Below are 23470 nucleotides of genomic sequence, written 5' to 3'. Positions count from 1 at the left end.
GTGACCAGCTCGACATCCACCGTCATGGACACCAGGGCACACCGTTCTGACCGGCAAGAACAGCCCCACCAGCACAGCCTCCCGCCCGGCGGGAACAACGAGCGAACCTTCTCTACAGGCACCCGCTGGGCAGGAACCGACCCCGGTCGCCGAGCCAGCGTCAACAAACTCCGACAGAGCCACACGACAGTCGAACCCACAGAACACGCCACCACCAGGAAGCACCACCCCACACCACACACAAGCCGAAACAGCACCGCCGAACAGACTGCCCACCCGCCACCACCCGGCACACGGGCTGCGGCAGCATCTCGCGGTGGCGGATCAGCGGCCCATCCGGATGCCCCGGCACCCCGGTCCAAGCCCTCGCCACCGCGCTGCGCACGTCTCCTGAAGCTCCTCCAGGAGACCGTCAACGATGTGGGCGGTCCCTCAGTAAACGCCACGTTCCCGAAGGGTCATTCAAAGCTGGCCAGTGCCTCGCGTGCCGCTGTGGTGAACTTCTCCAACCAACGGTAGAACTCGGCCTCCGCCAACTCGTACACGACTTGTGCGCCCTGGTCCGATCGTTCGAGTGGGTGGAGAGCCCTGTTGGCAGCGACCACCGACGTGCCGAGGGCCTCTGCGGCCTCAGCCACACTCGTTGGCCCCTCCAGAACGGCAAGGCGAATACATCGTCTCAGAGGATCGAAGGCCACACGCAGCTCGCCGCGGAGCTGTCCTATGCGCTGCGTCATCTGGTCGTCGGTTGCCGCCAACACACCCTTGACCTGGAAGTAGAGTTCCGCTGTCTCATGTGCGCGTTGGATCACATCGACGTAGACCGCGCGGCGCGATTCACGCACGCGGTCCCGCTGTTGGGTCCGTGATGATGCCTCGACCTGAATATGGGCGGCGCGGGCAGTTCCTCGGCCGGTCACCCAACTGGCGAGAACAGCGGTTCCGCCGGTGATGACAGCCACCCAGAGCGTAGAGTCCACTGGCTCAGTCTCGAAGCGGCGTCGGTTCCACTCCAGATCGCCGATTGGCCATTTGGCCCGTTCGGGCAAGTCGGGGACGACAGCCCACGGAGAGGGCCGCGACCGCAGACCGCCCGTGGGCCCCTTGCCCGGCGGTGGCGACACGCCGGGACACGCGTGAGCTCCACCCGGCCGCAGCAGCCCGGGGCCGGAGCACGCGAGCAACCCCGCGCTCGACGACCGTGCCGCACACCGCTCCGCTCCCTGTGGACTCCACTCTCATCGGATTGTCCGGCGTGGTGGGTTCCTTCGTGCGCGCTCAGCTCCGGCTGTGGCGCGGGCGGTTGGTTCGCCACAGGTTCGTCCGGCCACCGGGGTACTGTCGGGAGGCCCGGCCGCGCCCGGTTGCTGGCAGCGGTTTCGGCACCAGGTACAACGCCTGGCGCAGCCGGGACGCGTCCGTGTGCTCCTCCAGGCGCACGATGCGCCGCTCCAGTTGCTCGGCAAGCAACTGGAGGTACTCGGTGTGTCGCGGGGCGGGTTCGGCTTCGTCATACGAGTCCTCCGGGATGTGGGGTGGTTGACCACAGCCTCACCTCTCCCGCCCGGTGCCGGGGCCGGGAATCGGGTGACGTCCCGGACAGTGGCGCAGTGACCTCACACCCCGTCCCACGGGCGGCCGCGCTGCCGGCGGCGGACAAGGCCAGGGTGATCCGGGAGCCGGCCCGTGACGACAAGGTGGCCGCCACCGTCACCTCCGAGCTGTTGCAGCGCCCCCGCGTCGCCCTTCGGGCGATGCGCAACGACGATGTCCGCTTCACGGTCAACCGGGCGCAGTTCGACAACTCCGAGGAGAGCCGGGAGAGGATCCATGAGCGGGTCCCGGCGGTCCGCAGGATCGAGCACACCATCGAGTATCTCGATCTGGTCGGCTCCGGCCACCAGTACGTCGCCACCCTGGGGCGGCTCGTTCCCCGGCTGCGGGACCAGGAGTTCACCGAGGACGAGCGGGAGACGGTCCGGCGCTCGATCGCGAAGGTTCGCGGGGCCGCCGACTGGCTGGAGGCCGCGCTCGACACCGGCCGCCTCACTCTGGACGAGCAGCTCGCCCAGCTCCTCAAGGGCCCCGAGCCCGGCAAGTCCGCGGCCCATCCACACCCCGGGCGGCACCCCAGCCCGCTCCTGGGCATCCGCCAGCGGCTCACCGGCACGACTCCGCACCGGCCGAGGCTTCCGCCCTGGCCTGCGCGTCGAGGGCTTGCGCCGCTCCCCGGGCGTCCACGAACTCACCTGGGCACCGGACGGCCGCGCGATGTGGTCCTACGGCCGGGTGGTGGTCGTCGGGCTCTCCCACGTCGTGTGGCACCGAATCGGGACCCGCAGCATCCTGGACCAGCCCCTGGCCGGCGGCCTTCTTGCGGGCGTGGTTCGGCAGTTGGTCGGCTGATCTTTCCGATGGCCAGGAGGGGACCCACCCTGGTCCCGGCCCGTACGCACCGGGTCTCAGCGGGCGGGGCCTGGGCCCGCTCGTGGCCTCGCCCAGCTGTACGTGCGGGATGGTCCCGGGAGGCCGGAACGCAGCAGAGGCTATCCGCAGCCGGTCGACGGTCCAGCCGGGCAGGCGGTCAAGGGCGTGGGCGGAGCCGGCCCAGACCTGGGTGATCCGAGGGTGGGCGAGACGCAGAACGGCCCCCCGGGGCCGTGAGTACGGTCGGCCCGTCAGAAGGGCAGCCGGCCCCGGGCGCGGCGGCCGGCGGACCCGCTGCGGCCGACGGCGCGGGCGCTGCTGCGGAACGGCTTGCTGAGGAGACGGCCGAGGAGACCCGGCGCCTTGCGGCCCAGGCGGGAGCCCGTGCCGAGGGCGCGCTGTGTGCCGCGCTCCGGGTGGCGGGAAAGTCGGGGCAGGAGGAAGCCCAGAACGGCCAGGGCGGCACAGACAGCGATGGCGGCGATGATCACGCGGGTCTCCTTCCGTGGCCGTGGTGGCGGCCGGCTCCGCCGGAGGGGCGAGGACGCCGCACCACGGGGTGTGTGCGGTCCTTCTCGTAGAAGGACTTAGGCTGCCCGCCTACCCGGTGACCCGGTCGAGAAACGCAGGGGCGACTTCGAGGTACCGGTCGGAAGCTGCCGTGCTCACCGAGCTCGCCGGCCAGTGCGTGGGCTCGGTCGTCCGGTACGAACCTGCCACCTGGTCCAAGGCGCCTACATCGTGGTGGCCCGGCGATCCACCGTACGGGTGTCCTTGTCCGGCGGGCGGCGGGCGGCGGGCGGCGGGCGGCGGGCGGCGACGCGCCTACCGCCTGGACCGCGGCCGGGTTCCTGATCGAGTACAGGAGGTCGACCAGGTCCACCAGTTCCTCACCGATGTCCGCGGTGACGTCGGTGCCCGGCGTGAGCTGGCACCGTCTGAGCGGGCAATGCCGGGCAGTCCCCCAGGGCCGGAAGTGGGAGTTCTTCTGCCCGTGGGAACTGCCCGGTCCGGGCCGGGCGCGCAGTACTGGCTCAGCGGGTGGCGCGGTGGCTGGACGGGGAGGAGCCGAGCCGCCAGTCGGACGGCTTCCGGGAACGGAGGGTGTCACCGTGCTCGATGAGGGCCTTGCTCAGGGCGAACTCGTGATCGGCTGCCGAGAGCTTCCGGGGCGCGCAGCCGGGGTGTCCCCAGCCGTCGATCCCCTTGGTGACGCCCTCGCCTTTGGCGTGGTCCTTGAAGAAGGCCGGGGCGGTGCTGCTGCCGTGCGGTCCGTGTGGCAGCAGCACCGCCTCTCTTCTGAAGGGCGCCCTCGCGGTGCTGGTCGTCGTGTGCACGGCGGCGTCGTTGCGGCCGGAGCGCCGTCCCCCACGGGGGCGGCGGGTGGGGTGCGGGCTGCGCGGATCGCGTTGCGTACGGCGGGGCCGGCGACCCTCGCCCGCTCGTCGAACTCCGCTGTCTCCGCTGCTCCGGCCGTCTGGCTCTCCTTTCGTCCCGTCGCGGTCGCACACTTCCGCCATGGTCAGTGACCGGGGGCGGACCGCGCCGTTCCTCGGTATCGGCATGCGCCGCGTGGACGGGTCGTCAGAAGGCTCTCAGTAGATACTTGGTGGAGAAGCCCCCGCTCGTGGAGCAGTCCAGCGTGCTCTCGGTTCTGGTGTAAGTGAAGCCCGAGGGGATGGTGCACGCCCATAGCCCGGTGGCGGGCTTACGCATCAGATAGCGGGGGCTGAATCCGGTGGTGGAGCAGGCGAGGGTCCGCTCCACGCTGGTGTAGGTGAACCCCGGCGCCGAAGAGCAGGCCCAGAGGCCATCCGCAGGGGCCCGCAGCAGATACCGGACGCCGAAACCGGTGGTGGCGCAGGCGAGCGTGCTCTCCGCCTGGCTGTAGACGAAGCCCGAGGGGACGGAGCAGGCCATGAGGCCGTCGGCGGGCGGCTGGACGAGGTAACGGGTGCGGAAGTCGGTGCCGCCGCAGCTCAGCGTCCGTTCCACCTGGGTGTAGGTGTAGCCGGGCGGGACGGAACAGGACCAGAACGCCGAGGTGGCGCCCGCCGACCCGGCCACAGCCGCGGTGCCGCCGTCGGCAGCGGGCCGCTCGGGCGGGGCCGCCGCGGCTGCAGCGCCCGTCGGGAAAAGAACGGCGGCCAGCAGCGCCGCCGCAGTCCCGGCTCCGGACAGCACCGTACGCACTCTCGATCTGATCATGAGGAAGCACTCCTTGGGAGTCGTTCGTCCAACGGAACCCATCGCAGATCGTGCGTTCGAAATAGTCACAGCTGTACAGGGCTCCGGCAAGAGCACCCAGGACCACCCAACCGGGGTCAGCCACTCCCGGTAGCCGCCTGCCGGAACATCCGCAGGACTGGCTGCCACCCCAGGGGCTCATCGTGTTCCGGGTCCTGGTGCTGGTCCTCGTCGAGTGCGGCGGTATCTTCCCGGCGGCGGCACGGGCGAGGGAGTCATCAAGGCTGAGTCTTCCGGGGTGCTCACGCGATTCCTCCGGTGGTCCGGCCCGGGGCGCCGGGCTGCTGGGTGTGCGGCGAGGGCGGGGCGGGCTGTGGCCGGGGGGCCCGTGGGCGGCAGCGCGTTCCCGGATGCCGTCCCGGAGTCGGGCGACGGCGGCTTCGAGCGTCCGGCGGGTGTGCGGGCGGCTTCGATCTCCTCGGGCGAGGGGAGGTGGGTATGTCCAGTTGCTCTGACCGGGAAGGTCCACCGGGTCGTTGGTGTGTTGAAAGGCCGGGCCTGGCGCAGAAACCGGTTGCGGGGGCTGGGGCACGCCTGAGACGGTGCGGGCTTCCGTAACACATGTGAGGCTCCCGTGACGACTTACTTCTACGGTGCCGACGAAGTCCCTTTCGGGTGCTTCTCGAACTTTTCCGATCACGGCTTCGACCTCGACGGGGTCTGGTGGCCGACCTCGGAGCACTACTTCCAGGCGCAGAAATTCAAGGGCACTCGTCACGCGGATCTCGTCCGGCGGGCTCGCACACCGCTGCGGGCAGCGGAGCTGGGCCGTGACTCGTCAAAACCTCTGCGGAGGGACTGGGAGCGGGTCAAGGACGACGTGATGCGCCGTGCGGTGGCAGCCAAGTTCCGCGCGCATGCCGATATTCGCGACATTCTGTTGTCCACCGGTGACGAAGAGATCGTCGAGGACACCACCACCGATCACTACTGGGGTCGGGGCAGGACCGGGAACGGCAAGAACATGCTCGGGCGGATTCTGGTGCGCACCCGTGGCCAGTTGCGCGCCGAACTCGCCGAAGCTCTCGACAGCGATGGCCGCCGCCCGAGGCGGTAATCCGGGGCATGCGTGCGGTGTGCCGCACGTGCAGGACGACTCAGGCCACGGTCTCGGGGACGGGGCGCCTTCCCCAGCGGATGCCTCCGGCCGTCGTCAGATGCGGGCGATGAGGGCGGTGGCGTTGTCCGCGTACGGATCGGGCAGCGCGCGTGCCCGCCGGACAGCCCCGTCGACCAGGCACCGGGCAGCCGTACGGGGCGCGCCGGTGAGGCAGTCGGCCAGGTCGCGGTCGTCCTCGCCGTAGGGCTCGTAGGCGCCGTCGCTGGTGAGGGGGAGCCGGCCGGGGCGGGCCGGGCCGCCGACGTGTTCCACGGCGGGGTGGCCGTAGCGTTCTTCGGTCTCCTCGTCGTCCCAGCCCGCACCGAGGCAGGCGGTGAGGACATTGCGGTCCCCGTGGCCGTCGTAGGCGCGGCGTTCGTTGTGGTCCTCGGTGACCAGGTGGAGGTGTCCGTCGAGGAGGAGATGGGCACGAGCATCACCGCTCCACCCGAAGGACAACGTCCCGCCCGTGCCGTCGGCGTCGGGAGCGTCGGGGGTGCGGACGACGACGACAGCGGCGGCGCACGGCAGATGGAGTCCGTGGTCGGAGCGGCGGCCGGGCTCGGCGGCGTACCGGGCGCGTTCGGCGCGCAGCCCGGTCTCGGCGTTGGCGTGGAGGGCTGCGGTGCGGGCCGGGCGGCGGGCGGCGGTCCGTGTCCAGGCCCGGACGGTGGGGGTGTCGCCGACGCCGTCGAGGAGGACGTACGCCCGGGCGTCGCCGGGTGCCGTCCATACGGTGGTCGCGTCGCACTGATGGTCCCGGCCACCGAGCAGTTGAGCGGTCCCATAGGAATCCACAGCAGGGGGCCTCTTTCCCTTCCGCCGCGAGTCGGCGGCGGGGTGTGCGGACAGTTTCGGTCTCTTCGGATTCGGCAGGCGGTGGCCCCCGGGGCGGAACGGGTTTCGCGGTGCGCGACGACCGGAGGACGGTGGCTGCCGCCCCGGGGCGGCGCTCGTCCGCTGCGCCGGACGGGTGAGAATGGACACCGGCGCCATCCGGGCCGCGATGCCCGTCGCGCCCATCAGCGGACGCGCGGCGGCGGACCGGATCGCCGAGACGCTCGGCACCCCGAGCCCGACCGCCTACGGCGCGCGGGCGAACGTGACGGCATTCTTGGTACGCCGGTTCGTCGACCGCGGCCTTCTGGTCGACCTGAGCGCGAACCCGGACGGGACGCTGCACCACCCCGACCAGGTCGCGGAGGTCTGCCGCCGCGAGCACCTGGCGGATCTGGTCGCCGCCGACACCCCGCTCGGACCCGAACAGGCCGCAACCCGTCTCCGCGTGCGCCGTGCCGACTTCGACCACATGGTCCGGCTCGGCTGGGTCCGCTCCCCGCAGTCGATCGAGGTCCGCTTCGGCACCAGCCGGGCCAGCGCCGTCGACATCGCCCCCTACACCACCGCCTCCGTCGACGCGATCGTCCCCGCACACTCCGACATCGACTGCGACCAGCTCCGCGCGGTGGAGAAAGGCCGGCGCTCCCCGCTCGCGGTGCTGCGCCCGGCACCCGTACCCGCAGCCGCCTGAGCCTGCGGACGCCCGTACCGTGCTACGCCGGTGTTCCCCCGCCCGCCGCGTACCAGCCGTCCAGGCAGGGGGCCTCTTGTCCGGACGCCTCGGCGCCGCTTCCGCCGCCACCGGCCGTGCTCGCGGTTCATGTGGACGCGCCCACACCGCCACGCCCGCCGATCGTGCCGTTCTCGCCGCTGTGGGTCACCGGTGCGACCGTCATGCAGTGGAGTACCGGTGAACCTCCCCCTCCCCCGGCGCCATCCGGTGTCCCGGATAATCCTGGCCGTGACCGTCCTCTCGGCACTCGTATCCGGCGCACCCGCCACCGAAGCCGGGGCCGCCCCTGTCGCCGGGGTGGTCTCCGCCCGGGCGGCACAGGCCCCGCCCGGGCCGGGCACCTACACCATCAGCGCCCTGCACTCCGGGAAATGCCTCGGCCCCCGCGACGCATCGGAGTACGCGCTCATCGTGCAGCAGCCCTGCGACGGACGCGCCTCCCAGCGCGTCACCCTCGTACCCACCACCGGTTACCGGTCGGGCACCTACCTGTTCCGGCTCGACTCCGGCATGTGCTGGAGCGTCCACAACGGCAGCAAGGAGAACTACGCCGCCATCCTCCAGCGCCCCTGCCAGAACCGCTGGTACGAGTGGCTCGACCTCCACACCGACCAGCACCCCTGGGCCGGCAGCGTCATCCGCACCAACACCGGCGGCTGGACCGACAGCGACCGCTGGCGCGTCATCCACGTCCTCAACGCCAGCACCGCCGACGACACCCACCTCATCCAGTACACCCCCCACAACTCCTGGGGCACCGGCGCCAAGAACGACACCTTCCTCTTCCACCCCGCCTAAGGGATGGGTGTGTCAGTGGATCCGTTACCCACGCCTCGCGAGACGGGCACACCACCCATCAGCGACGCTCCGGCCGCCCGGCCGGCCAGCAGGGGCACAGTCGCACCGCACTCGAACGGTTCCGGTGGCGATGGTGCTCACCTGCCGGCCACCACAGCGCGCCGGGTCTCTCCGGCCCGGCACATCCCCTCAGGCGGGTACGAAACCGAAGGTGTCGTTACAGGCTCCGCCGCCGGAAGCACTACAGGGCAGCCGGACAATGTCGGCGCTGTCGGCCGCCGCAGCGTTGCGGACGGGGAAGCAGAGCTGCCGTGGTTGAGGAATGCGATCCGGAATCGGGGATCTACCCCAAGGGTGAAATGAGGCCTACCTGTAGCCGGCGGCGGGGCACGATGATGCGCACCGCCCGAAGAGAGGTACCGGCCGCCGTACGGACAGCGGCCGGCCCCTGGGTTCGCCGGTACGGTCAGATGCCGGTCTTGCCGGCGATCCAGAGGCGATGGCCACCGGCGTTGGTGTAGACGGACGGGTAACTTCCGCTGCAGGTGGAGGGACCCCAGCTGACAACGCCGATCAGGCGGCCGTTCCGGGCCAGCGGGCCACCGCTGTCGCCGTTGCACGCGGACGGGCCCGCCGCCCCGTCGTGGGTGCACAGGTGGTTCACCGGGCTCAGGTTCGCGCCGGGCCAGCGCAGCCGGCATTCGGGAATGGGCAGGACCGTGACCGTGGCCTGCCGAAGGATGTCCGCCCGCCCGCCGCCGGCACTGACGCGCCCCCACCCGGTCAGGACCGCGCTCCCGCGGGGGACATCCGGCAGATCCTGGAGCGCGATCGGCTGGGTGCCCGGGTTGAAATGGATCGGTGCGCTCAGCTTCAGGAGGGCGATGTCGTTCGGCATACCGGCGGCGCCGCCGTTGTAGTCCTCGTGGCCGATCGCTTCCGCCACCGGGTACACGGTGCGATAGAGCGTGGGAGCCGCGAGGGAGTTCGTTCCCACCATCACCCGCATGCTGCCCGCCGGAATCCCCAGGCAGTGGGCCGCGGTCAGCACCCACCGGGCGCCGATGATCGACCCGCCACATGTGTGGAACCACCCGCCGGAGCGCTGGACCTGCAGCGACACCTGGTAGGGGTAGGCGTTCTCGGGGGCCTCCGTCCCGCCCACGACCAGGGCGACCGGCGGCTCGACCGGCGGTGGTGCCGCTGATGCCGTGCCCGCCCCGCCGGCCAGCCCGGCGGCCGACAACACCCCCACCACACCCGCGACCAACCACCCGGTCCAGCCCCTGGCCATCACCGCGCCCGCATTCCTTTCTCTGGTACGGGTGAGCAGGGAAGAAAGAACGGTCAAAACACGTAAGCGCATGGGGAACCCCTCTCGGACGGGATACGGGCAGACCCGGCACAACCCCCGGAAAATCGGATCGTATGCCCGCCCCAAAGCCCGCAACGATCCCCCGGAAGAGTGACCACCACCCCCACACATCCCCCCGGGCAGGAACCCGAGCCGGAGCATTCGCAGCCCGGAACGCCCGCGGTGCGCCCCGGGAATCCCGCCCGGACGGGTCCGTGGGCACCTACCGGCCGGAAACCGCTCGGACCGCTCCGGCGGGAAGCCCGGCACGGTCGTCATGGCAACGGGTGGTCCATGGTGTCGAGGCAACTCGTAGGGCAACTTGTACGGCAAGTCGCAGGGCAACTCGTAGGCAGCCTGCGGAAGAGGGGCGTTGGGCCGGGCTTGGTGTCCGTCGCGAGCGGCGCGGTCCTGGTCGGATCACCGCCAGGTCGGATCGGCAGGGTCGGCGCGTCCTGGGGTGGCCGTTCGGTGGGACGCCGGTTGTGCCAATGGTCCAGAGCGGTGTGCAGCCCCCCCGGGGGCGGTCAAGGGGGACATCAGCCCTTGACCGGATGGTTCACACCGGTCTCGATTCGCTTCTCGTCGCGGTGGGTGAGGTGACCGTTGGTGAACCGCCCGTAGTGTCGGTGCAGCGTGAATTGCCAGGTCTCGTCGGCGGCGTGGCGCTGTACGTCGGCGGCGACCGCGCGGGGGTGCCCGGTGAGCCGGAGGGCGGTCTGTTCGTAGTCGCGGGGTGCGAGGTCCGGGGATGCCTTTGATGTGGCCGGGCACCCATTCGGTCCCGCCCACCTTCACCTTGAGCAGCGCGTCGGTCTCCTCACCTTGGAGGACGAGATCGGCGGTCTCCTCTTCCACCGGCTTCGACGGCGGAGCTGTGGGCGACGAGTTCGCGGGCGCGGGCGGCGATGCGGAGCTGGTAGCGGGAGTAGCGGCGGTGGCCGCCGGTGGAGCGGAGGGGGTGATGAGGCGGGCTTCGGCGCCCGGCCGTAGCTCGTCATCGGCGGTGCTATGTCTGCGCGGGTGAAGAGCTCGACGCTGTGGCGCGGCCTGCCGGTTGGGGGAGCGGCCGAATTTCCGGATCGGCACTGTCTGTAAAAATTCTATTGCCTAGTGTGACGAGCGTGGGAGGGTCGATCCGCGCTGACTGCGTGGACTCCTCCTTCCGACGGGATCGCCGATGTCGCCTGAACTGCCAGTTTCCCGGGACGAGCGTCTGAATCGGCTGCGTCAGCGGCTGCGGAACGGTACGCCCGCCACCTCCGCCGGAGGGCGGGTGGAGGCATCGAAGGGGGCGCGTCTGCTGTACGGGGTGATGCTGCACGGTGCCGCCCGTCTCCAGGCCGGTCTGGAGCTCACCGGTCTCGAAGAGCAGCTGGTCCGGCCGGTGGTGCAGTTGTTGTCGGAGGAGGAGGTGGGCGACTTCGGCCGGGTGTACCAGGAGGAGGCGGCCACTCGGTCGCAGCTGCTCCCGGAGACGCTCGCTGCCCGCCCGGTCTCCGAGGGATACTCCGTTGAGGACCTTGTTCGGGACCTGCCCGGGCTGCGCGAGGAGATCGCGGCGCAGGCGAATGTGAGTACGGTCGACCTCGCCGCCCTCCCGCCGGCCGGGGAGGACGGCGCTCCTGCCGCGCCGGACTCGGAGGAGTTCCAGCAGGGGATGGCCGCCTACGGGTACGGGGCGACGGTGGTAACCGCCTCGGGGCCCCCGTCGGCCGAGGCCGCGCAGGAACGGCCGCCGCTCCAGGTCGACATGACGCTGCCCCGCTTCTTCTGCCGTCACAGGTCCTGGGAGGTCAGCGGTTCGAACGAGATCTACTGGGCGCTTGCCGCCGGTGCCGACGAGGGCACCAGGCAGGAGAGCATCACCCGCACCTACGGCGATGTGGACAACGGCGAGACTCACAACCTGGACGCGAACACCGTTCTGTTCCGCGGGCAGGTCAGCAAGGTACTCCTCGTGCACATCGAGTGCTGGGAGGAGGACGAGAAGGTCGACCCCAAGCTGGCGGAAACTATCCGGACGATCGCGACCGGTCTCAAGGACACTGCCGAGATCATGGGCGTCCTGCCGGGAGGCACACCGTGGGAGCTGGTGACCGACTTTGTCGCGATGCTCGGCACCATCGGGCACCTCATCTCGGAGATCCTTGCATGGCTCGCGGATGACCTGCTCGTCCACCGCACCATCGCCTTCGACCGCGCAGCCATGAACCTGCTGGCCGACCCGGTGTTCACCCAGCCCGACGTCACCTGGTGGTTTGTGGCCGAGGCGCACTTCTCCCTCGACATCCGCGGCAGGTACTCCCAGCCCAGCAGCAACGACATCGCCCTCAGCGCCCACAACGCCTCCGGTTGGAGCGCACCGTCGCTTCCATGGCCGGGTGCCGCCAAGACGCCCGATGCTCCCGCGCTGGCGCTGCACAGCGGGAACCTGTACTGCGCGGCCCGCGGTATGGGCGATCAGATCTACATCAGCCGGCGGGAGAGCGACGGGCGGTGGACCGCCTTCCGCCAGGTCCCCGGCATCAGCTCCAAACACGCCCCGGCCCTGGCCTCCTTCAACGGCCAGCTGTACCTGGCCGTCCGGCTCAACAGCGCCGACAACAACGCCAGCAAGGCATGGCTGCTGTCCTCCGCCCAGGGCGACAGCTGGTCCTGGGTCCCCACGCCCGGCTACTGCCGCACCGCGCCCGCCCTGGCCGTCCACAAGAACCGGCTGTGGCTCGCCTCGTTCGGCGGCAACAACTACCGCAGCCTCATGGTCGGCAGCATGGGCCCCGGAGCCGAGTTCTGGGAGGGTCTCAAGGAATGGCCGGCCCACGAGTCCTACAGCGGCCCGGCCCTGGCCTCCTTCAACGGCCAGCTCCACCTGGCCTACCGCAATCCCGGCGACAAGATCTGTGTCACCACCCGCGACGACGCACTCAACCCCGCGACCCGCTGGCCCGCACCGACCCTGCTGACAGGATCAACATCGGATGCCCCCGCCCTCGCCGTCCGCGGGACCAGCCTCCACTGCGCAGTGCGCGGCGGAGACAACATCCACCTCTGCAACACCACCAACACCGGATGGAACACCTTCACCCCGGTCACCCCGGCCGGAAAGACCCTCTCCGCCCCCGCCCTGGCCACCACCGGCAGCGACCTGAACCTCGTCTACCGAGCACTGCACTAGCCACGCAGCCCCGGCACTCACCGCCGCAGACCGGACCGCTCCGACGATGCCGGCGTGACCGCCGGCGGCGAGCACTCGCTGCGGGGGCTGATCTGCCCGGCAACCGGCCTAGGCCACGCCTCCTCGGCCCGGTCCGGGTCCGGGGGCAGTGCCCCGGGGCTGCTCTGTGATTCGGTACGCGGCCCGGGCACCGTCGGGTCCTCTCCCCTGGTTCGGGTTCGGCGGAGGTGGGGAGGCCGAGCCGGCGGCGCGCGTCGGCGGTGGCCGCCACCACCGCAGCGAGCGCCCCGGCCGGACTCCGGGCCGAGCCGGGAAAGTGCGGCGGCCAGAACGCCGATCGCGTCCAAGGCGTCTTCAGGGCACACGTGCACCTCACGCGGGCCGCCATGGCCCACTGAGTGTGCTGCGTAAACAGGTTCGATCCGGGTGACCGCTCGCAGTGCGCGCCTCGAACACTCTGCGCGGCACGGGTCAACCGTGAGGCATGATGTCCCCAATCGGTCGGGCGGTCTGTTTCCCGGGCCGTGGGGGGCCGGTAAGAGTACAGGTATGGAACAGCGCAGCAAGGACGTGGCCCGTCGTTTCCTGGAGGAGACGGACGACCGCAACCGTGAGTACGCCTACGCCCACCTGTGCACCGCGGACTACCGTGAACACGACCCGGCCATGCCTCAGGAAACCGTGGGGCTCGACGAGGCCGCGCGACTGTACCGGGAGCTGGTCGCGGCTTTCGCTCTCAGACACACGGCCCTGAGCATGGTCGCCGAGGACGACCTGGTGTGCGCGCGGTTCATCGTGCGGGGCCGCCACATCGGCGAGTACCAGGGCTTCCCGCCGAGCGGCAGGAGCTTTGAGGTGTCCGGCCAGGTCACTCTGAGATTCCGGAACGGAAAGATATCCGAAACCTGGCTCAACTGGGACATGCAAGGCGCGATGGAACAACTGGGCTCGCCCCCGGCTTCCTGACGGTGACACACAGAGCGGGAGGAGATGGCGCGCCAGGGCGTACACACACAGCATGTGAAGCGACCCGGCCCATTGCGCGAGCGCCGCCTCACACCTTCCCATCCGCCGTGCGCCGCTCATGCCAGGCCCGATTGCGACAGCGGGGAGAGCAGTAGACCGCCGAGGCGGGAGTTTCCACCCCGACCGTCCAGCCCGCCCCGCGCACCGGGCAGACCGCCCGCACCGCGCTCCCCACCGCCTCCGTACGAGCTCTCGCCCGCCGCAGCCGACGCCAGTGCCGTGAGCGGCACGCCGACGAACAGAACACCACCGCCCCTTCGCCGCCGGCATCAGCGGACCACCACATCCCCGGCACAATCGCGGTCCGCCACGATCTTCATCGACCGCCACCATCCGCAGCCGGACCCGCCCGCCCCCACCCATGACCGGACCGTACGACCATCACCCGGACGTGTCACGAGTACCGGCGGAGGACGAACAGGCCATCAGCGCCGCTGGTACGTCAGATGCATTTGCGGGTGTTCCCCGGCATCTGGGCGAGGTTGAGCGTGCCGAGGTTGAAGACCGTTCCCGAGTTCACATACGACCGGGGCACCGAAATGGTGAGCTCCCGGGGGCAGGGGTGCGTCGCCGGGCCCCCACCCAGCTCGATGCGGGTGTAGATCCTCACCACCGGGTCGATCTGGCCGAGTTCGGTGTCATGGCCGGACAAGGTGATCCTGCTGGGCTTTGCGCAGCCCGACCGCCGCGTCGTCCGGCTCGGGTGCCGGGGCCGGGTTCGCCGGCGGCGGCACCGTGGTGTCGGCGGCCGGGGGCGCGGTCGGCGGGGTGAGGCTCCAGATGTCGGCGCGCGGATCCCCGTCGGCGGCCGGATCGGCGGCGGGGGCGGGCGGAGGCTCGGGGATGCTGAGGCTCCAGGGATCGGCGGGCATCTCGTCGGCCGGGGATGCGGTCTGCTTCTGCAGGCCCGCACCCGTGGTGCCCTTCGCGCGGGCGGCGGAAGTCGCCCATTCGCGGGCCTCGGCGTTCGAGAGGTTCAGTACCTGGGTCTCGCGGGCGCGGCCGCGGGTGACGACCTGGACGCGGCCGGGGTGCTCTGTGGGCATGGGGATGGGGCTGACTTCGGGGACGAGCATGCGTCAGGCGTTGAGGGTGTAGCGGACGAGGATGCGGGTGGCGAAGTTCTCGTGCATTTCGGGGCCGCCGATGGCGCGGGCGGTGGCGGACTGGGCGACGAGGAGGACGTGGAGGCGGACCTGGCTGCCCATGAACAGGATCTCGGCGAGCGCGTCGACGGCGGGGCTGGTCTTCGGGTCGCCGGACTCGCGAATCCTGGCCCAGTGGCGCTTGAGCTGGGCCATGGTGGCGTTGACCTCCTCGAGGAGGATCACCAGCCGGGGGCCGACTCGCCACGGTTCGCGCTCCAGGACGTCGTCGGCCAGCTGCTCAGCGAGGTCGAGGCGGCGCCGGCCTTCCCGGGCGAGCCCGATCAAAGCGTCGTGGATCACAGCGATGTCCCGGCAGTAGGTGACGCCGGGTACACCGCGCGCCCAGGTATGGGAGATCCACTTGAAGTCCAGGACGAACGCCTCGGCTCCGTGGTGGACGAACTGGCAGCAAGCGGTGCGCAGGATGGTCGACTTTCCGCCGCCGATGCCTGCGGAGATGAGGACGTGCGGGGAGTCGGCGTCCAGGTCGGCGGAGACCTTCTTCCGGCCCGATCCGAGGCCGATGAGCGACGCGGGTCGGTCAGCTCCGACATACCCAGCGGCACGGCGAGCCCTCATGTAAGGGGATCACCCACTCGCGCAGGAACTCCCGGCGTCCACGGGTCGCCAGCCCGTACACCGCGCCGCCGACCACCGCCGTGGAGGCGGCGCCGATCCCGCCGGCCTCCAGCATGGCGAGGATCTGGTCCTGGTCCGCCCACAGCTCCCGGACGGTCTCGACCGTGGTGTCCGGGTTCCGGCCCAGCAGGTAGCCAGCCTCCACGGCACCGGCTCCGAGGACGAGACGTAAGGCGAGCCGCTGCCAGCCGGGCCGGTAGGCGGAGTGGCGTACCGGTGCTTCGGCCTTTGGCAGGACCCGAGTGCCTGGGCGCCAGAGGGTGGCGTCGGTGCGGCGCACCCCGTCCGTATCCCGCCCGGCCAGTACCCGGCCGATGCCCACCGCGACGGACTCCGCCGTCTCCTCCAGCTCCCTGTCGAACTTCGTCTGCCCCACAGCCCGTGCCCTTCCACGCGTCGTACCGGTCCCGGGCACTCAACACCCAGAAGCGGACACGACCGTAAAACAGGGAAGCTGTGCATAGTTTTCGTCGAATCCCGGAGCAACTATGGATAAAAAATCCGGCCGGAGCGGGCGGGAAGGCGGCGGCTACGGTGAGGTGAATCGTTGGGCTGAGCAGGGAGTACCTATGGGGTCGGTGGCGAGGGAGCGGCTGTGTGACTGGGTGGTCGACAAGGACGTGGTGTGGGTCCACGGCGACCGGATCACCGACGGCCGCGTTGCTCTGGACATGCGGCTGATCGACGGTCTCGACCCGGACGTGGTGCACAAGGACGGGCGGTGGCGGATCCGCAAGCACACCTTCCCGGTGCATCTCGGTGACGATCACCCCGACCTCACCGGCGTCCTCCCGGCTCCGGGCCCCGGGTGGAGCCCGGTGAGGTGGTCGGACTGGTCCACGGGCGGTGTGCGGATCGGCGCGGTCCACGGCCAGCCGGTCGCGGTCGACCACGCCTGGCTGTCCCGCCTCCCCGACGGCTACCGGATCGAAGGCTCACCCGACCACGACATGCTGCGGATCGTGACCACAGAGCCCGCCCCTGCACTCCTCGCCGGGACCGGTACCCCGCAGCACCTGGTGGTCGGCATCGCGGTCCCCGCGCACACTACAACCGCGCAGGCCGGGGACGGCGTCCTGCGGGCCATTGTCGACGAACTCAGCACCCCGTAGGGCGCCCGTGCGAGCGGTTCAGGGCCCGGACCGGATGGGAGAAGGCGTGCGGTTCAGGGCGCGGCGGTGAAGGTCCAGCCGGTTTCGAAGACCGCCCACGTGTTGAGGAGAGTGATCAGGGTGCCGGAGGAGGGAGTCGCGTCGACGGGTTCGTGTTCGAGGATGCGCAGGCGGGTGCCCCGGGAGCCGGTGGGGTGTGGCTGGTCGGGTTTGGCCGGGTCGAAGGTGCTGCCGGCGAAGCCGGGGTAACCCATGGCCCACATCTGCCGGCGGCCTCCCTGGTCGTATGCCGCCTTCGGCTGCTGAGTGATCGTGCGGTCCGGCTGCACGGTCAGGGCCAAGCCGCTGTGGACGTTGACGATGTAGAAGAAGGTGTACCTGGTGCCGTGGTGGTCGACTTCGAGACGCCAGCGCTGGTGGGCGCCATTGTTGCGGGTGTGGATGATGGGGGCGGTGCCGGGGGCGATGGACGCGCGCGGCATGTCCCACACCAGCGTGGGATGGGACGCGAGGGCGATGTAGAGCTCGCCGTCCGGGGCCTGATGCGTCTCGTCGAGGTCACGGAACTGTGCCATGTATTCCCCCTGCTTCGTCCGCGGTCCCGTCACGGGACCGGGGTCGGGACATCTGCGCCACAGGGTAGGGAGCCCGCCCGCCGCCGCCCAGAACGCCAATCCGGCCACCCGACCCGCCCCGGCGGGAAAGCAGGGCCCCTCCCCCGGACCGGCGAACAGCCATCGGTCCTGGGCGCGGACCGGGAGTTCAGTCCCATAGCCGGGTTCACCGACGCTGGCGGCAGAAATGATCGCCGCCTTCGCGCCGATGTCGATCCGGTCCCTCACGTCGCTGTCCAGGGTGTTCACGTCGCCTCCGGCCGGGCCGCCTGACAGGGTCGTCCCGGATCTCCCCCCGGGAATGCGGCCCCGGGGGCGGGTCGGCTACCGTGGCGCGGGTCCTGGTCCACGTCGCCGGCAGGCGGACGACTGGTGGCGGTGTCCGGCTCGTGGGCGGGGCCGGGTCGGTGGTCGTCCGGCCCGTACACGGAACTGTGCATGGGCTTGACCCACCGTGAGGAAGACCCCTTGACCGCCCGGAATGGCCGTGACCGGCGTCATGAACGGGCTCGTGGCGACGCCGTCCGCTGTCCACCGGCCCGGAGCCGCACCGTAGTTCGACCGGCCGGGCGCAGCAGGTGTCCCGGCCCGCGAACAGCAAGGAGACCTTCATGGAAAATCGACGTCGCCGAAGACCCGGCTCGACCCGGAGCAGATCGGGCGGGCGACTATGTGGAGTTGGTCCGGCGGTACCGGAGCATCGAGGAGGAGCGGGCCGCGCTCGCGGTGTTCCACGCTAACAGTCCGGGGCTGGCGCGGCTGATCGGAGAGTTCGGCGCACTGCTCCTGGCCGGCCACCTCACCGCCGTGCCCGACGCCCGACGAGCACGCCGCATGGCGGGACCGTAGAACGAGGTGAAAGACACTACTCGGCGATCCACATCACGCAGGCTCATTGTCAGTGGTCGCGCGTCCGCTCATGCCGGTGACGGAAGGTCTACGTCCGGCTCTCTGGCCGTCGCGTCGCGCGCGAGCGACAATCGCCCACATGATCGAGCCCTCCGGTGGCCCGTCCACCTTCCGTGACCTGTCCGCCTTCGTCGCCTGCCCCCGCGTCAACTCTCTCGCTCTGTCTGTCGATGGCACTCGTCTTGTCGCCGCCGTGCAGTCGCTGTCCGGGGACGGGACGCGGTTCGTGTCCGGTCTGTGGGAGATCGATCCGACCGGGGAGCGCGACGCGCTGCGGCTGACCCGGTCCGACAAGGGTGAGTCGGCGCCGGTGTTCGGTCCGGACGGGACCCTGTACTTCCTGTCCGGGCGCGCCGCCGCGGACGGCGACGAGGACGAGGGCGCCGCGCTGTGGGCGCTGCCGCCGCGCGGGGAGGCCGTCGTCGTGGCCCGGCACCCGGGCGGGATCGCCGCGGTCACCGTCGCCCGGGACTCCGGCGCGCTGTGCCACACCGCGGGGCTGCTGCCGGGCGCCGCCGACGCCGAGGCGCACGGCAAGCTGCGCGCGGCGCGGAAGGACGCGAAGGTCACCGCGATCCTGTACGAGGCCGGGCCGACCCGCGCCTGGGACCACGACCTCGGTCCGGCGGAGCCGCATACCTTTGTCCGTGCCGGTGCCGACGCGGAACCGGTCGTCGCCGGTGGACAGGGAATCGGTCTGGAGAACCCGGGGGACACGGCGTTGTCGCCGGACGGTACACGGGTCGCGTACCGCCGGTTCGTGCCCGGGCGGGTCCCGGACGAGCACCGCACTGCCGTGGTGGTGGCCGACGCGGTGAGCGGTGAGGAGATCCACGTCGTGGGTGATCTGGAGCACCTCTACGAGGCGCCGCGGTTCACATACGACGGCTCGGCCGTCGTGTGCCGCCGGATGCGCTACCCGACGTACAACGACCCCTCGGAAGAGACTCTCGTCCGGATCGACCTGGCCGACGGCACGGTGCGGGACCTGCTGCCCGGGTTCGACAACTGGCCTGGTGGCGTGGTCTGTTCACCGGTGGACGACACGCTCTTCTTCACGTGCGACGAGCAGGGGCACGCGCCCGTCTTCCGGCGCGACCCGGACGGTGGCGTCACTCGCCTCACCGCTTCGGGTGCGTACGGCTCGCTGACCGTGGCCCCCGACGGGCGGACGCTCTACGCCCTGCGCCACGCGGTCGACACGCCGCCGACGCCCGTCCGGATAGACGCCGCCGCCGTCGACCAGACTCCGCCCGGGCTGCCCGCCCCGGGGGGCGTCGGGGACCTGCCCGGCACACTCACCGAGGTGCACGCGGAGGCGGACGACGGGTTCGTGCTGCGCGGCTGGCTCGTCATGCCCGAGGGCGCGTCCGCCGAGCAGCCCGCTCCGCTGCTCGTCGCCGTCCACGGCGGACCGCAGTTCAGCTGGAACGGCTGGACCTGGCGGTGGAACCCGTGGCCGTTCGCCGCGCGTGGCTATGCGGTGCTGCTGCCGGATCCGGCCCTGTCGACGGGCTACGGGCAGATCAACCACCGGCGCGGCTGGGGACAGTGGGGCGGGCGCCCCTACACGGATGTGATCGCGCTGGCCGACGCGACCGAGGCCCGGGACGACATCGATGCCTCACGTACAGCACTCGCCGGCGGCTCGTACGGCGGATACATGGCGAACCGGGTCGCCACCAGCACGGACCGGTTCAAGGCGATCATCAGCCATGCGGGTCTGTGGGACCTGCGGATGTTTCAGGGCGACACCGATGTGCCCTGGTACTTCCAGCGGATCTTCGGCGACCCGCTGACCCGCCCCGAGCGGTACGAGGCGGACTCGCCGCACCTGGACGTTGCGAAGATCCGCACCCCGATGCTGGTCATCCACGGCGCCAAGGACTACCGCGTGCCCGTCGGGCAAGGCGCCACACTCTTCCAGGAACTGCAGCGGCACGAAGTCCCCGCGAAGTACCTCTACTTCCCGGACGAGAACCACTGGGTTTTGAGGCCGAATCACGCTCGCCTGTGGTACGAGACATTCCTCAACTTCCTCGACCACCATGTCCTCGGCGCCGCATGGCAGCAGCCCGGCCTGCTGTGACCGGGTGACCTGCACCGACCCGAGCGGAACACCGCCTCAGCCGCCATCGTCCGAGGCAGCGGATCACCGCGCTCCCGGCCACACCGCCGAGCCGTCCCGCCAGCCCCCACAGCTCAGATCGTCCAGGCACGCGCACCTCACGGCCAGGGTCAAAGAACACCTGCTGATCGCGAGCGGGCGTGGGGGCTCCTTGTCCGGGCGGGTGTCCTGCGCCGCCCACCGGCCCAGCCCGTGCCGGGCCCGAGAGTTCAGGCGGGCCCGCTGGTACGGGGTGGCGGACCGGTCCCGAGCACCCACGCTCAGACAGCTGCGGCCGCCGCTCCCCGCTCGCGGCCCTGCGCCCTCCCACGGCGCCCGTCTGAGCCTGCGGGACCGCGTCCAGGGCTACGACGATGCTCCCCGACCGCCGCGCCCCAACCGCCCAGGAGAACGGCCAGGGCGCGGTGCTGCTCCTCCTCCCGCACCTGCTGTCCGCTGTTTCCACCACTGGCAGTGAACCCGGCGTCATCTCACGGGGAACAGGTGGCCAGGCCCAGCTCTTCGCACACCTCAGTGCGGCGGGGCGCAGTCTCGCCAGCCGGTAGGCAGCCTGCTCACAGGTGGGTGTCCAGGAACTCCCCGAGCGCGGTCCCGGCCATCGGACCGCTCGCGGCCGCGGTCGCCTCGCCCCGATCGATCAGCACGAAGGAGGGCGCGCCGGTGACGCCGTACCGCCGTACCGGGCCGGGGCACCTGGCGATGTCGGCCCGCACGACGATCAGCCGCCCCTGGTAGGCGTCGGCCACCTCCCGCACCAGGGGCTCCATTTCCTTGCACGCTGCCACGGCCTTGGGCCACACACCGTGGAAGTACGCGAGCACCGGGACGTCCGCCCTCGCCAGGATGAACTCAAACTCGGCGTCTTCCTGGGGTTGATGGACCCTGACTGCCATGGGCACTCCTTGACGCTCCACTCGACGCGAGGCAGTGGGTGCCTCCTTGTGTGTCCTGACCGCGGCGGCGCGCACCGCCCATCAGCGGCCCTTGCGCACACGCCCGGCCTTGCGGGCCTCCGCCATCATGCGCGCCTCCGCGGCCTTCCGGGATTCCTTCGGCGGGCGGCCCGCGTGGGCGCCCAGCCCCCGGAACGCCGCGTTGCCGGTCTTTGCCCTGTCCTGCACCGGCGGGCGCTTCGCGCCGGTAATGGTGGTCAGCCTCTCCTCGCCGGAGCGAACCTGGGTGACCGTGGGCCGGATGCCGACTTCCGACATCATCCGGTTCACGTCCCGGCGCTGGCCGGGCGTGACCAGTGTGACCACGCTGCCGGACTCGCCGGCACGCGCGGTGCGCCCGCCACGGTGGAGGTAGTCCTTGGGTTCGGAGGGCGGATCGACGTTGACGACGAGGTCCAGGTTCTCGACGTGGATGCCACGGGCGGCGACATTGGTGGCCACCAGCACCGTGATCGCGCCGTCCTTGAACTGGGCCAGCGTGTGCGTGCGCTGCGGCTGTGACTTCCCGCTGTGCAGAGCGCCCGCCTTGATGCCGCTGCTCCGCAGATGGCGGGTGAACTGGTCCACGGCGTGCTTGGTCTCCAGGAACATCAGCACCCGCCCGTCCCGGGCCGCGATCTCGGTGGCTGTCGCGTACTTGTCGGTGGGATGGACGTTCAGCACGTGGTGCTCCATCGTCGCGACCGAGCCCTCCGCCCGGTCGACCGTGGCGAGCACCGGCTCACTCAGATAGTGCTTGACCAGTTGATCGACGTTGCGGTCGAGCGTCGCGGAGAACAGCATCCGCTGCCCGCCGGGGGGAACCAGGTCCAGGGTCTGCGAGACCTGCGGCAGGAAGCCCATGTCGCACATCTGGTCCGCCTCGTCCAGCACCGCGATCCGCACCCGGTCCAGGTGGCAGTCCCGCCGGGTGACGAGATCGGTCAGCCGTCCCGGCGTCGCCACCACGACCTCGGCACCCGCCCGGAGCGCCGCCGCCTGCCGGTTGATCGCCAGCCCGCCGACCACGGTCGCCGACCGTAGTCCGAGCGCCTCCGCATAGGGGGCCAGCGCCTCGCTCACCTGCTGTGCGAGTTCCCTCGTCGGCACCAGGACCAGCGCGAGAGGGCGCTTCGGTTCGGCGCGATGGCCCGCCGTACGGGCGAGGAGCGCCAGCCCGAAGGCAAGGGTTTTCCCCGATCCGGTGCGTGCGCGGCCCAGGACGTCCCGGCCAGCCAGCGCGCTCGGCAGGATGGCCGCCTGGATCGGGAACGGATCCCGTACCCCGAGCCCCGCCAGCACCCTCATCAGCTCGGCCGGCAGTTCCAGATCTGCGAAGGACGCGGCCGACGGAAGGCCGGGGGCCGACGTCGCCGGCACCGAGAGCTCGCCCCGCGGGGCCCTCCCCTGCTCAGACCTGCCTGGTCCGGAGCGGCCGGAGGACGGCTGCGTCGTTTTCATGGGGTCCTTCCTCATTTCAGTGCCCTGAACGGGCTGGGGCCCGTGCCTTGTCCGGCACGGGCCCCAGCTGTCTGCGAGCGTGGCCCCGACCTTACCAGCGCCGCACTCACGTCAGCCGTCCCGCCGCCCGGCCGGCGACGGGACCGTTCTCGCGCGGCTCTCAGCGACGGCCACAGCGCCACCCTGCGCATGTCTCACCGTCCAGGACCACCGAAGCCTGGCTTTGTCAGTGAGTTACGGGTTCTGACACAGATCTTGGGGAGTCGTCGCGGAGCGTTACCGTGGTGTTCGATTGCAAGGGACTGACTCGTACGAGACGGCGTACGCCTTGTCGCCTGACAGCCATAAATCATACTCCCTCGGGTGCATCCCGTACGCGGCTCTGGCCGGCTGTGGACGGTGATGGTGCTGGTCAGGCGGACCGACGCACCGTTCTCGCGGCTCGCTGCCCCGCACGCATGGTCCACCACACGGCTCAACCACTCCCTGGAGCGAGTGGGGCTCGCTCCGGCCGGGCGGGCCGGCGCTCGCCTGGCCGGCGGGTGGTCTTCTTGTCCGGGCGGGTGTCCTGCGCCGCCCACCAGCCGAGCCCGTGCCGGGCGAGCTCCTCCGGCAGCCGCCCGTGAACGTTCACCGCCGATCCCGCACACGGGGAGCCGGCGGCGCCATCACGCCCGCCGGGGCGGACACCGGCCGGGCCAGGCAACGCCGGGGGCTTCGTGCTTCCCGGAGGAGACCACCGTGTCCACCTACGGGACCTGCCCCCGCTTCACCGCCGACCTGAACCGGCTCGCCCCCCGCCCAGCGCGACCGCTTCCGCCGGAC

General features: G+C 70.9%; 22 protein-coding genes and 1 pseudogene. 9 read left to right on the top strand and 14 right to left on the bottom strand.

The genetic code is table 11. The annotated features are described in order from the left end of the window. Window positions 1–458: 458 nt before the first annotated feature. Window positions 459–980, bottom strand: a complete 522-nt coding sequence (locus tag ABT354_RS23370) for a hypothetical protein (RefSeq protein WP_351496877.1) — start codon at window positions 978–980, stop codon at window positions 459–461. Between ABT354_RS23370 and ABT354_RS23365 the strand changes: the two genes are divergently transcribed. Further along, window positions 888–2621, top strand: coding sequence for a DUF6192 family protein (locus ABT354_RS23365; RefSeq protein ID WP_351496911.1), 1734 nt, complete (start codon window positions 888–890; stop codon window positions 2619–2621). The two genes, ABT354_RS23370 and ABT354_RS23365, sit on opposite strands and share 93 nt — an antisense overlap. Window positions 2622–2678: 57 nt before the next feature. On the opposite strand, the gene ABT354_RS23360 is transcribed toward ABT354_RS23365, so the two are convergent. The 3 genes from ABT354_RS23360 to ABT354_RS23350 form a co-directional block, all read right to left on the bottom strand. Then, window positions 2679–2918 carry a DUF6411 family protein gene (locus ABT354_RS23360; protein WP_351496875.1) on the bottom strand — a complete coding sequence of 80 codons (240 nt, stop codon included), beginning with the start codon at window positions 2916–2918 and terminating at the stop codon, window positions 2679–2681. A 543-nt stretch (window positions 2919–3461) separates the two neighbouring features. Beyond that, window positions 3462–3716, bottom strand: a complete 255-nt coding sequence (locus tag ABT354_RS23355) for a hypothetical protein (RefSeq protein ID WP_351496873.1) — start codon at window positions 3714–3716, stop codon at window positions 3462–3464. A 295-nt stretch (window positions 3717–4011) separates the two neighbouring features. Further along, window positions 4012–4635, bottom strand: a complete 624-nt coding sequence (locus ABT354_RS23350) for a hypothetical protein (RefSeq protein ID WP_351496870.1) — start codon at window positions 4633–4635, stop codon at window positions 4012–4014. Window positions 4636–5248: 613 nt separating this feature from the next. Here ABT354_RS23350 and ybiA point away from each other — a divergent pair. Continuing rightward, window positions 5249–5731: a riboflavin biosynthesis intermediates N-glycosidase gene (gene ybiA, locus ABT354_RS23345; RefSeq protein ID WP_351496868.1), complete on the top strand. Its 483-nt coding sequence runs from the start codon at window positions 5249–5251 to the stop codon at window positions 5729–5731. 96 nt (window positions 5732–5827) lie between these two features. On the opposite strand, the gene ABT354_RS23340 is transcribed toward ybiA, so the two are convergent. Continuing rightward, a complete protein-coding gene (locus ABT354_RS23340) occupies window positions 5828–6571 on the bottom strand; it encodes a hypothetical protein (protein WP_351496866.1) in 744 nt (247 codons plus the stop codon). Window positions 6572–6779: 208 nt separating this feature from the next. On the opposite strand from ABT354_RS23340, the gene ABT354_RS23335 reads away from it, so the two are divergent. Further along, a complete protein-coding gene (locus tag ABT354_RS23335; RefSeq protein ID WP_351496864.1) occupies window positions 6780–7304 on the top strand; it encodes a hypothetical protein in 525 nt (174 codons plus the stop codon). 270 nt (window positions 7305–7574) lie between these two features. Continuing rightward, window positions 7575–8144, top strand: coding sequence for an RICIN domain-containing protein (locus ABT354_RS23330; protein ID WP_351496862.1), 570 nt, complete (start codon window positions 7575–7577; stop codon window positions 8142–8144). A gap of 466 nt (window positions 8145–8610) precedes the next feature. Here the strand turns inward: ABT354_RS23330 and ABT354_RS23325 are convergent, their stop codons facing one another. Continuing rightward, window positions 8611–9438 carry a serine protease gene (locus ABT354_RS23325; RefSeq protein WP_351496909.1) on the bottom strand — a complete coding sequence of 276 codons (828 nt, stop codon included), beginning with the start codon at window positions 9436–9438 and terminating at the stop codon, window positions 8611–8613. A 910-nt stretch (window positions 9439–10348) separates the two neighbouring features. Beyond that, a pseudogene (locus ABT354_RS23320) lies at window positions 10349–10491 on the bottom strand (MerR family transcriptional regulator); the annotation flags it as partial. A gap of 187 nt (window positions 10492–10678) precedes the next feature. Here ABT354_RS23320 and ABT354_RS23315 point away from each other — a divergent pair. Further along, complete coding sequence (locus ABT354_RS23315; protein WP_351496860.1) at window positions 10679–12676, top strand: hypothetical protein; 1998 nt, start codon at window positions 10679–10681, stop codon at window positions 12674–12676. A 549-nt stretch (window positions 12677–13225) separates the two neighbouring features. Then, window positions 13226–13642, top strand: coding sequence for an ester cyclase (locus tag ABT354_RS23310; RefSeq protein ID WP_351496858.1), 417 nt, complete (start codon window positions 13226–13228; stop codon window positions 13640–13642). A 502-nt stretch (window positions 13643–14144) separates the two neighbouring features. Here ABT354_RS23310 and ABT354_RS23305 read toward each other — a convergent pair. The 4 genes from ABT354_RS23305 to ABT354_RS23290 are packed head-to-tail and all read right to left on the bottom strand — an operon-like array spanning window position 14145 to window position 15865. Then, entirely contained in the window at window positions 14145–14354 is a 210-nt protein-coding gene (locus ABT354_RS23305) for a transthyretin-like family protein (RefSeq protein ID WP_351496856.1), read from the bottom strand. Then, complete coding sequence (locus ABT354_RS23300) at window positions 14341–14778, bottom strand: hypothetical protein (protein ID WP_351496854.1); 438 nt, start codon at window positions 14776–14778, stop codon at window positions 14341–14343. The genes ABT354_RS23305 and ABT354_RS23300 overlap by 14 nt, the downstream gene beginning before the upstream one ends. A 3-nt stretch (window positions 14779–14781) precedes the next feature. Beyond that, window positions 14782–15429 carry a hypothetical protein gene (locus tag ABT354_RS23295; protein ID WP_351496852.1) on the bottom strand — a complete coding sequence of 216 codons (648 nt, stop codon included), beginning with the start codon at window positions 15427–15429 and terminating at the stop codon, window positions 14782–14784. Then, entirely contained in the window at window positions 15392–15865 is a 474-nt protein-coding gene (locus ABT354_RS23290; RefSeq protein ID WP_351496850.1) for a hypothetical protein, read from the bottom strand. The genes ABT354_RS23295 and ABT354_RS23290 overlap by 38 nt, the downstream gene beginning before the upstream one ends. Before the next feature lie 193 nt (window positions 15866–16058). Between ABT354_RS23290 and ABT354_RS23285 the strand changes: the two genes are divergently transcribed. Then, window positions 16059–16601 (top strand): hypothetical protein, encoded by a 543-nt coding sequence (locus ABT354_RS23285; protein ID WP_351496848.1) that lies wholly within the window; start codon window positions 16059–16061, stop codon window positions 16599–16601. A gap of 53 nt (window positions 16602–16654) precedes the next feature. Here the strand turns inward: ABT354_RS23285 and ABT354_RS23280 are convergent, their stop codons facing one another. Continuing rightward, window positions 16655–17176, bottom strand: a complete 522-nt coding sequence (locus ABT354_RS23280; RefSeq protein WP_351496846.1) for an RICIN domain-containing protein — start codon at window positions 17174–17176, stop codon at window positions 16655–16657. Between the two features lie 717 nt (window positions 17177–17893). Between ABT354_RS23280 and ABT354_RS23275 the strand changes: the two genes are divergently transcribed. Further along, complete coding sequence (locus ABT354_RS23275; RefSeq protein WP_351496844.1) at window positions 17894–18064, top strand: hypothetical protein; 171 nt, start codon at window positions 17894–17896, stop codon at window positions 18062–18064. Between the two features lie 139 nt (window positions 18065–18203). Next, on the top strand, window positions 18204–20213 hold the full coding sequence (locus tag ABT354_RS23270; RefSeq protein ID WP_351496842.1) for a prolyl oligopeptidase family serine peptidase: 2010 nt from the start codon (window positions 18204–18206) through the stop codon (window positions 20211–20213). 593 nt (window positions 20214–20806) lie between these two features. On the opposite strand, the gene ABT354_RS23265 is transcribed toward ABT354_RS23270, so the two are convergent. Together ABT354_RS23265 and ABT354_RS23260 are read right to left on the bottom strand one after the other, a co-directional pair. Then, window positions 20807–21145, bottom strand: coding sequence for a thioredoxin family protein (locus ABT354_RS23265; protein WP_351496840.1), 339 nt, complete (start codon window positions 21143–21145; stop codon window positions 20807–20809). 81 nt (window positions 21146–21226) lie between these two features. Continuing rightward, window positions 21227–22645 carry a DEAD/DEAH box helicase gene (locus tag ABT354_RS23260; RefSeq protein WP_351496838.1) on the bottom strand — a complete coding sequence of 473 codons (1419 nt, stop codon included), beginning with the start codon at window positions 22643–22645 and terminating at the stop codon, window positions 21227–21229. Between the last annotated feature and the right edge of the window lie 825 nt (window positions 22646–23470).

Origin of the sequence: Streptomyces sp. NPDC000594, assembly GCF_040299965.1 — a bacterium.
GTDB lineage: Bacteria > Actinomycetota > Actinomycetes > Streptomycetales > Streptomycetaceae > Streptomyces.
Note: the sequence above shows the minus strand (reverse complement) of the source record. Positions and strands in the feature narration are given on the sequence as shown.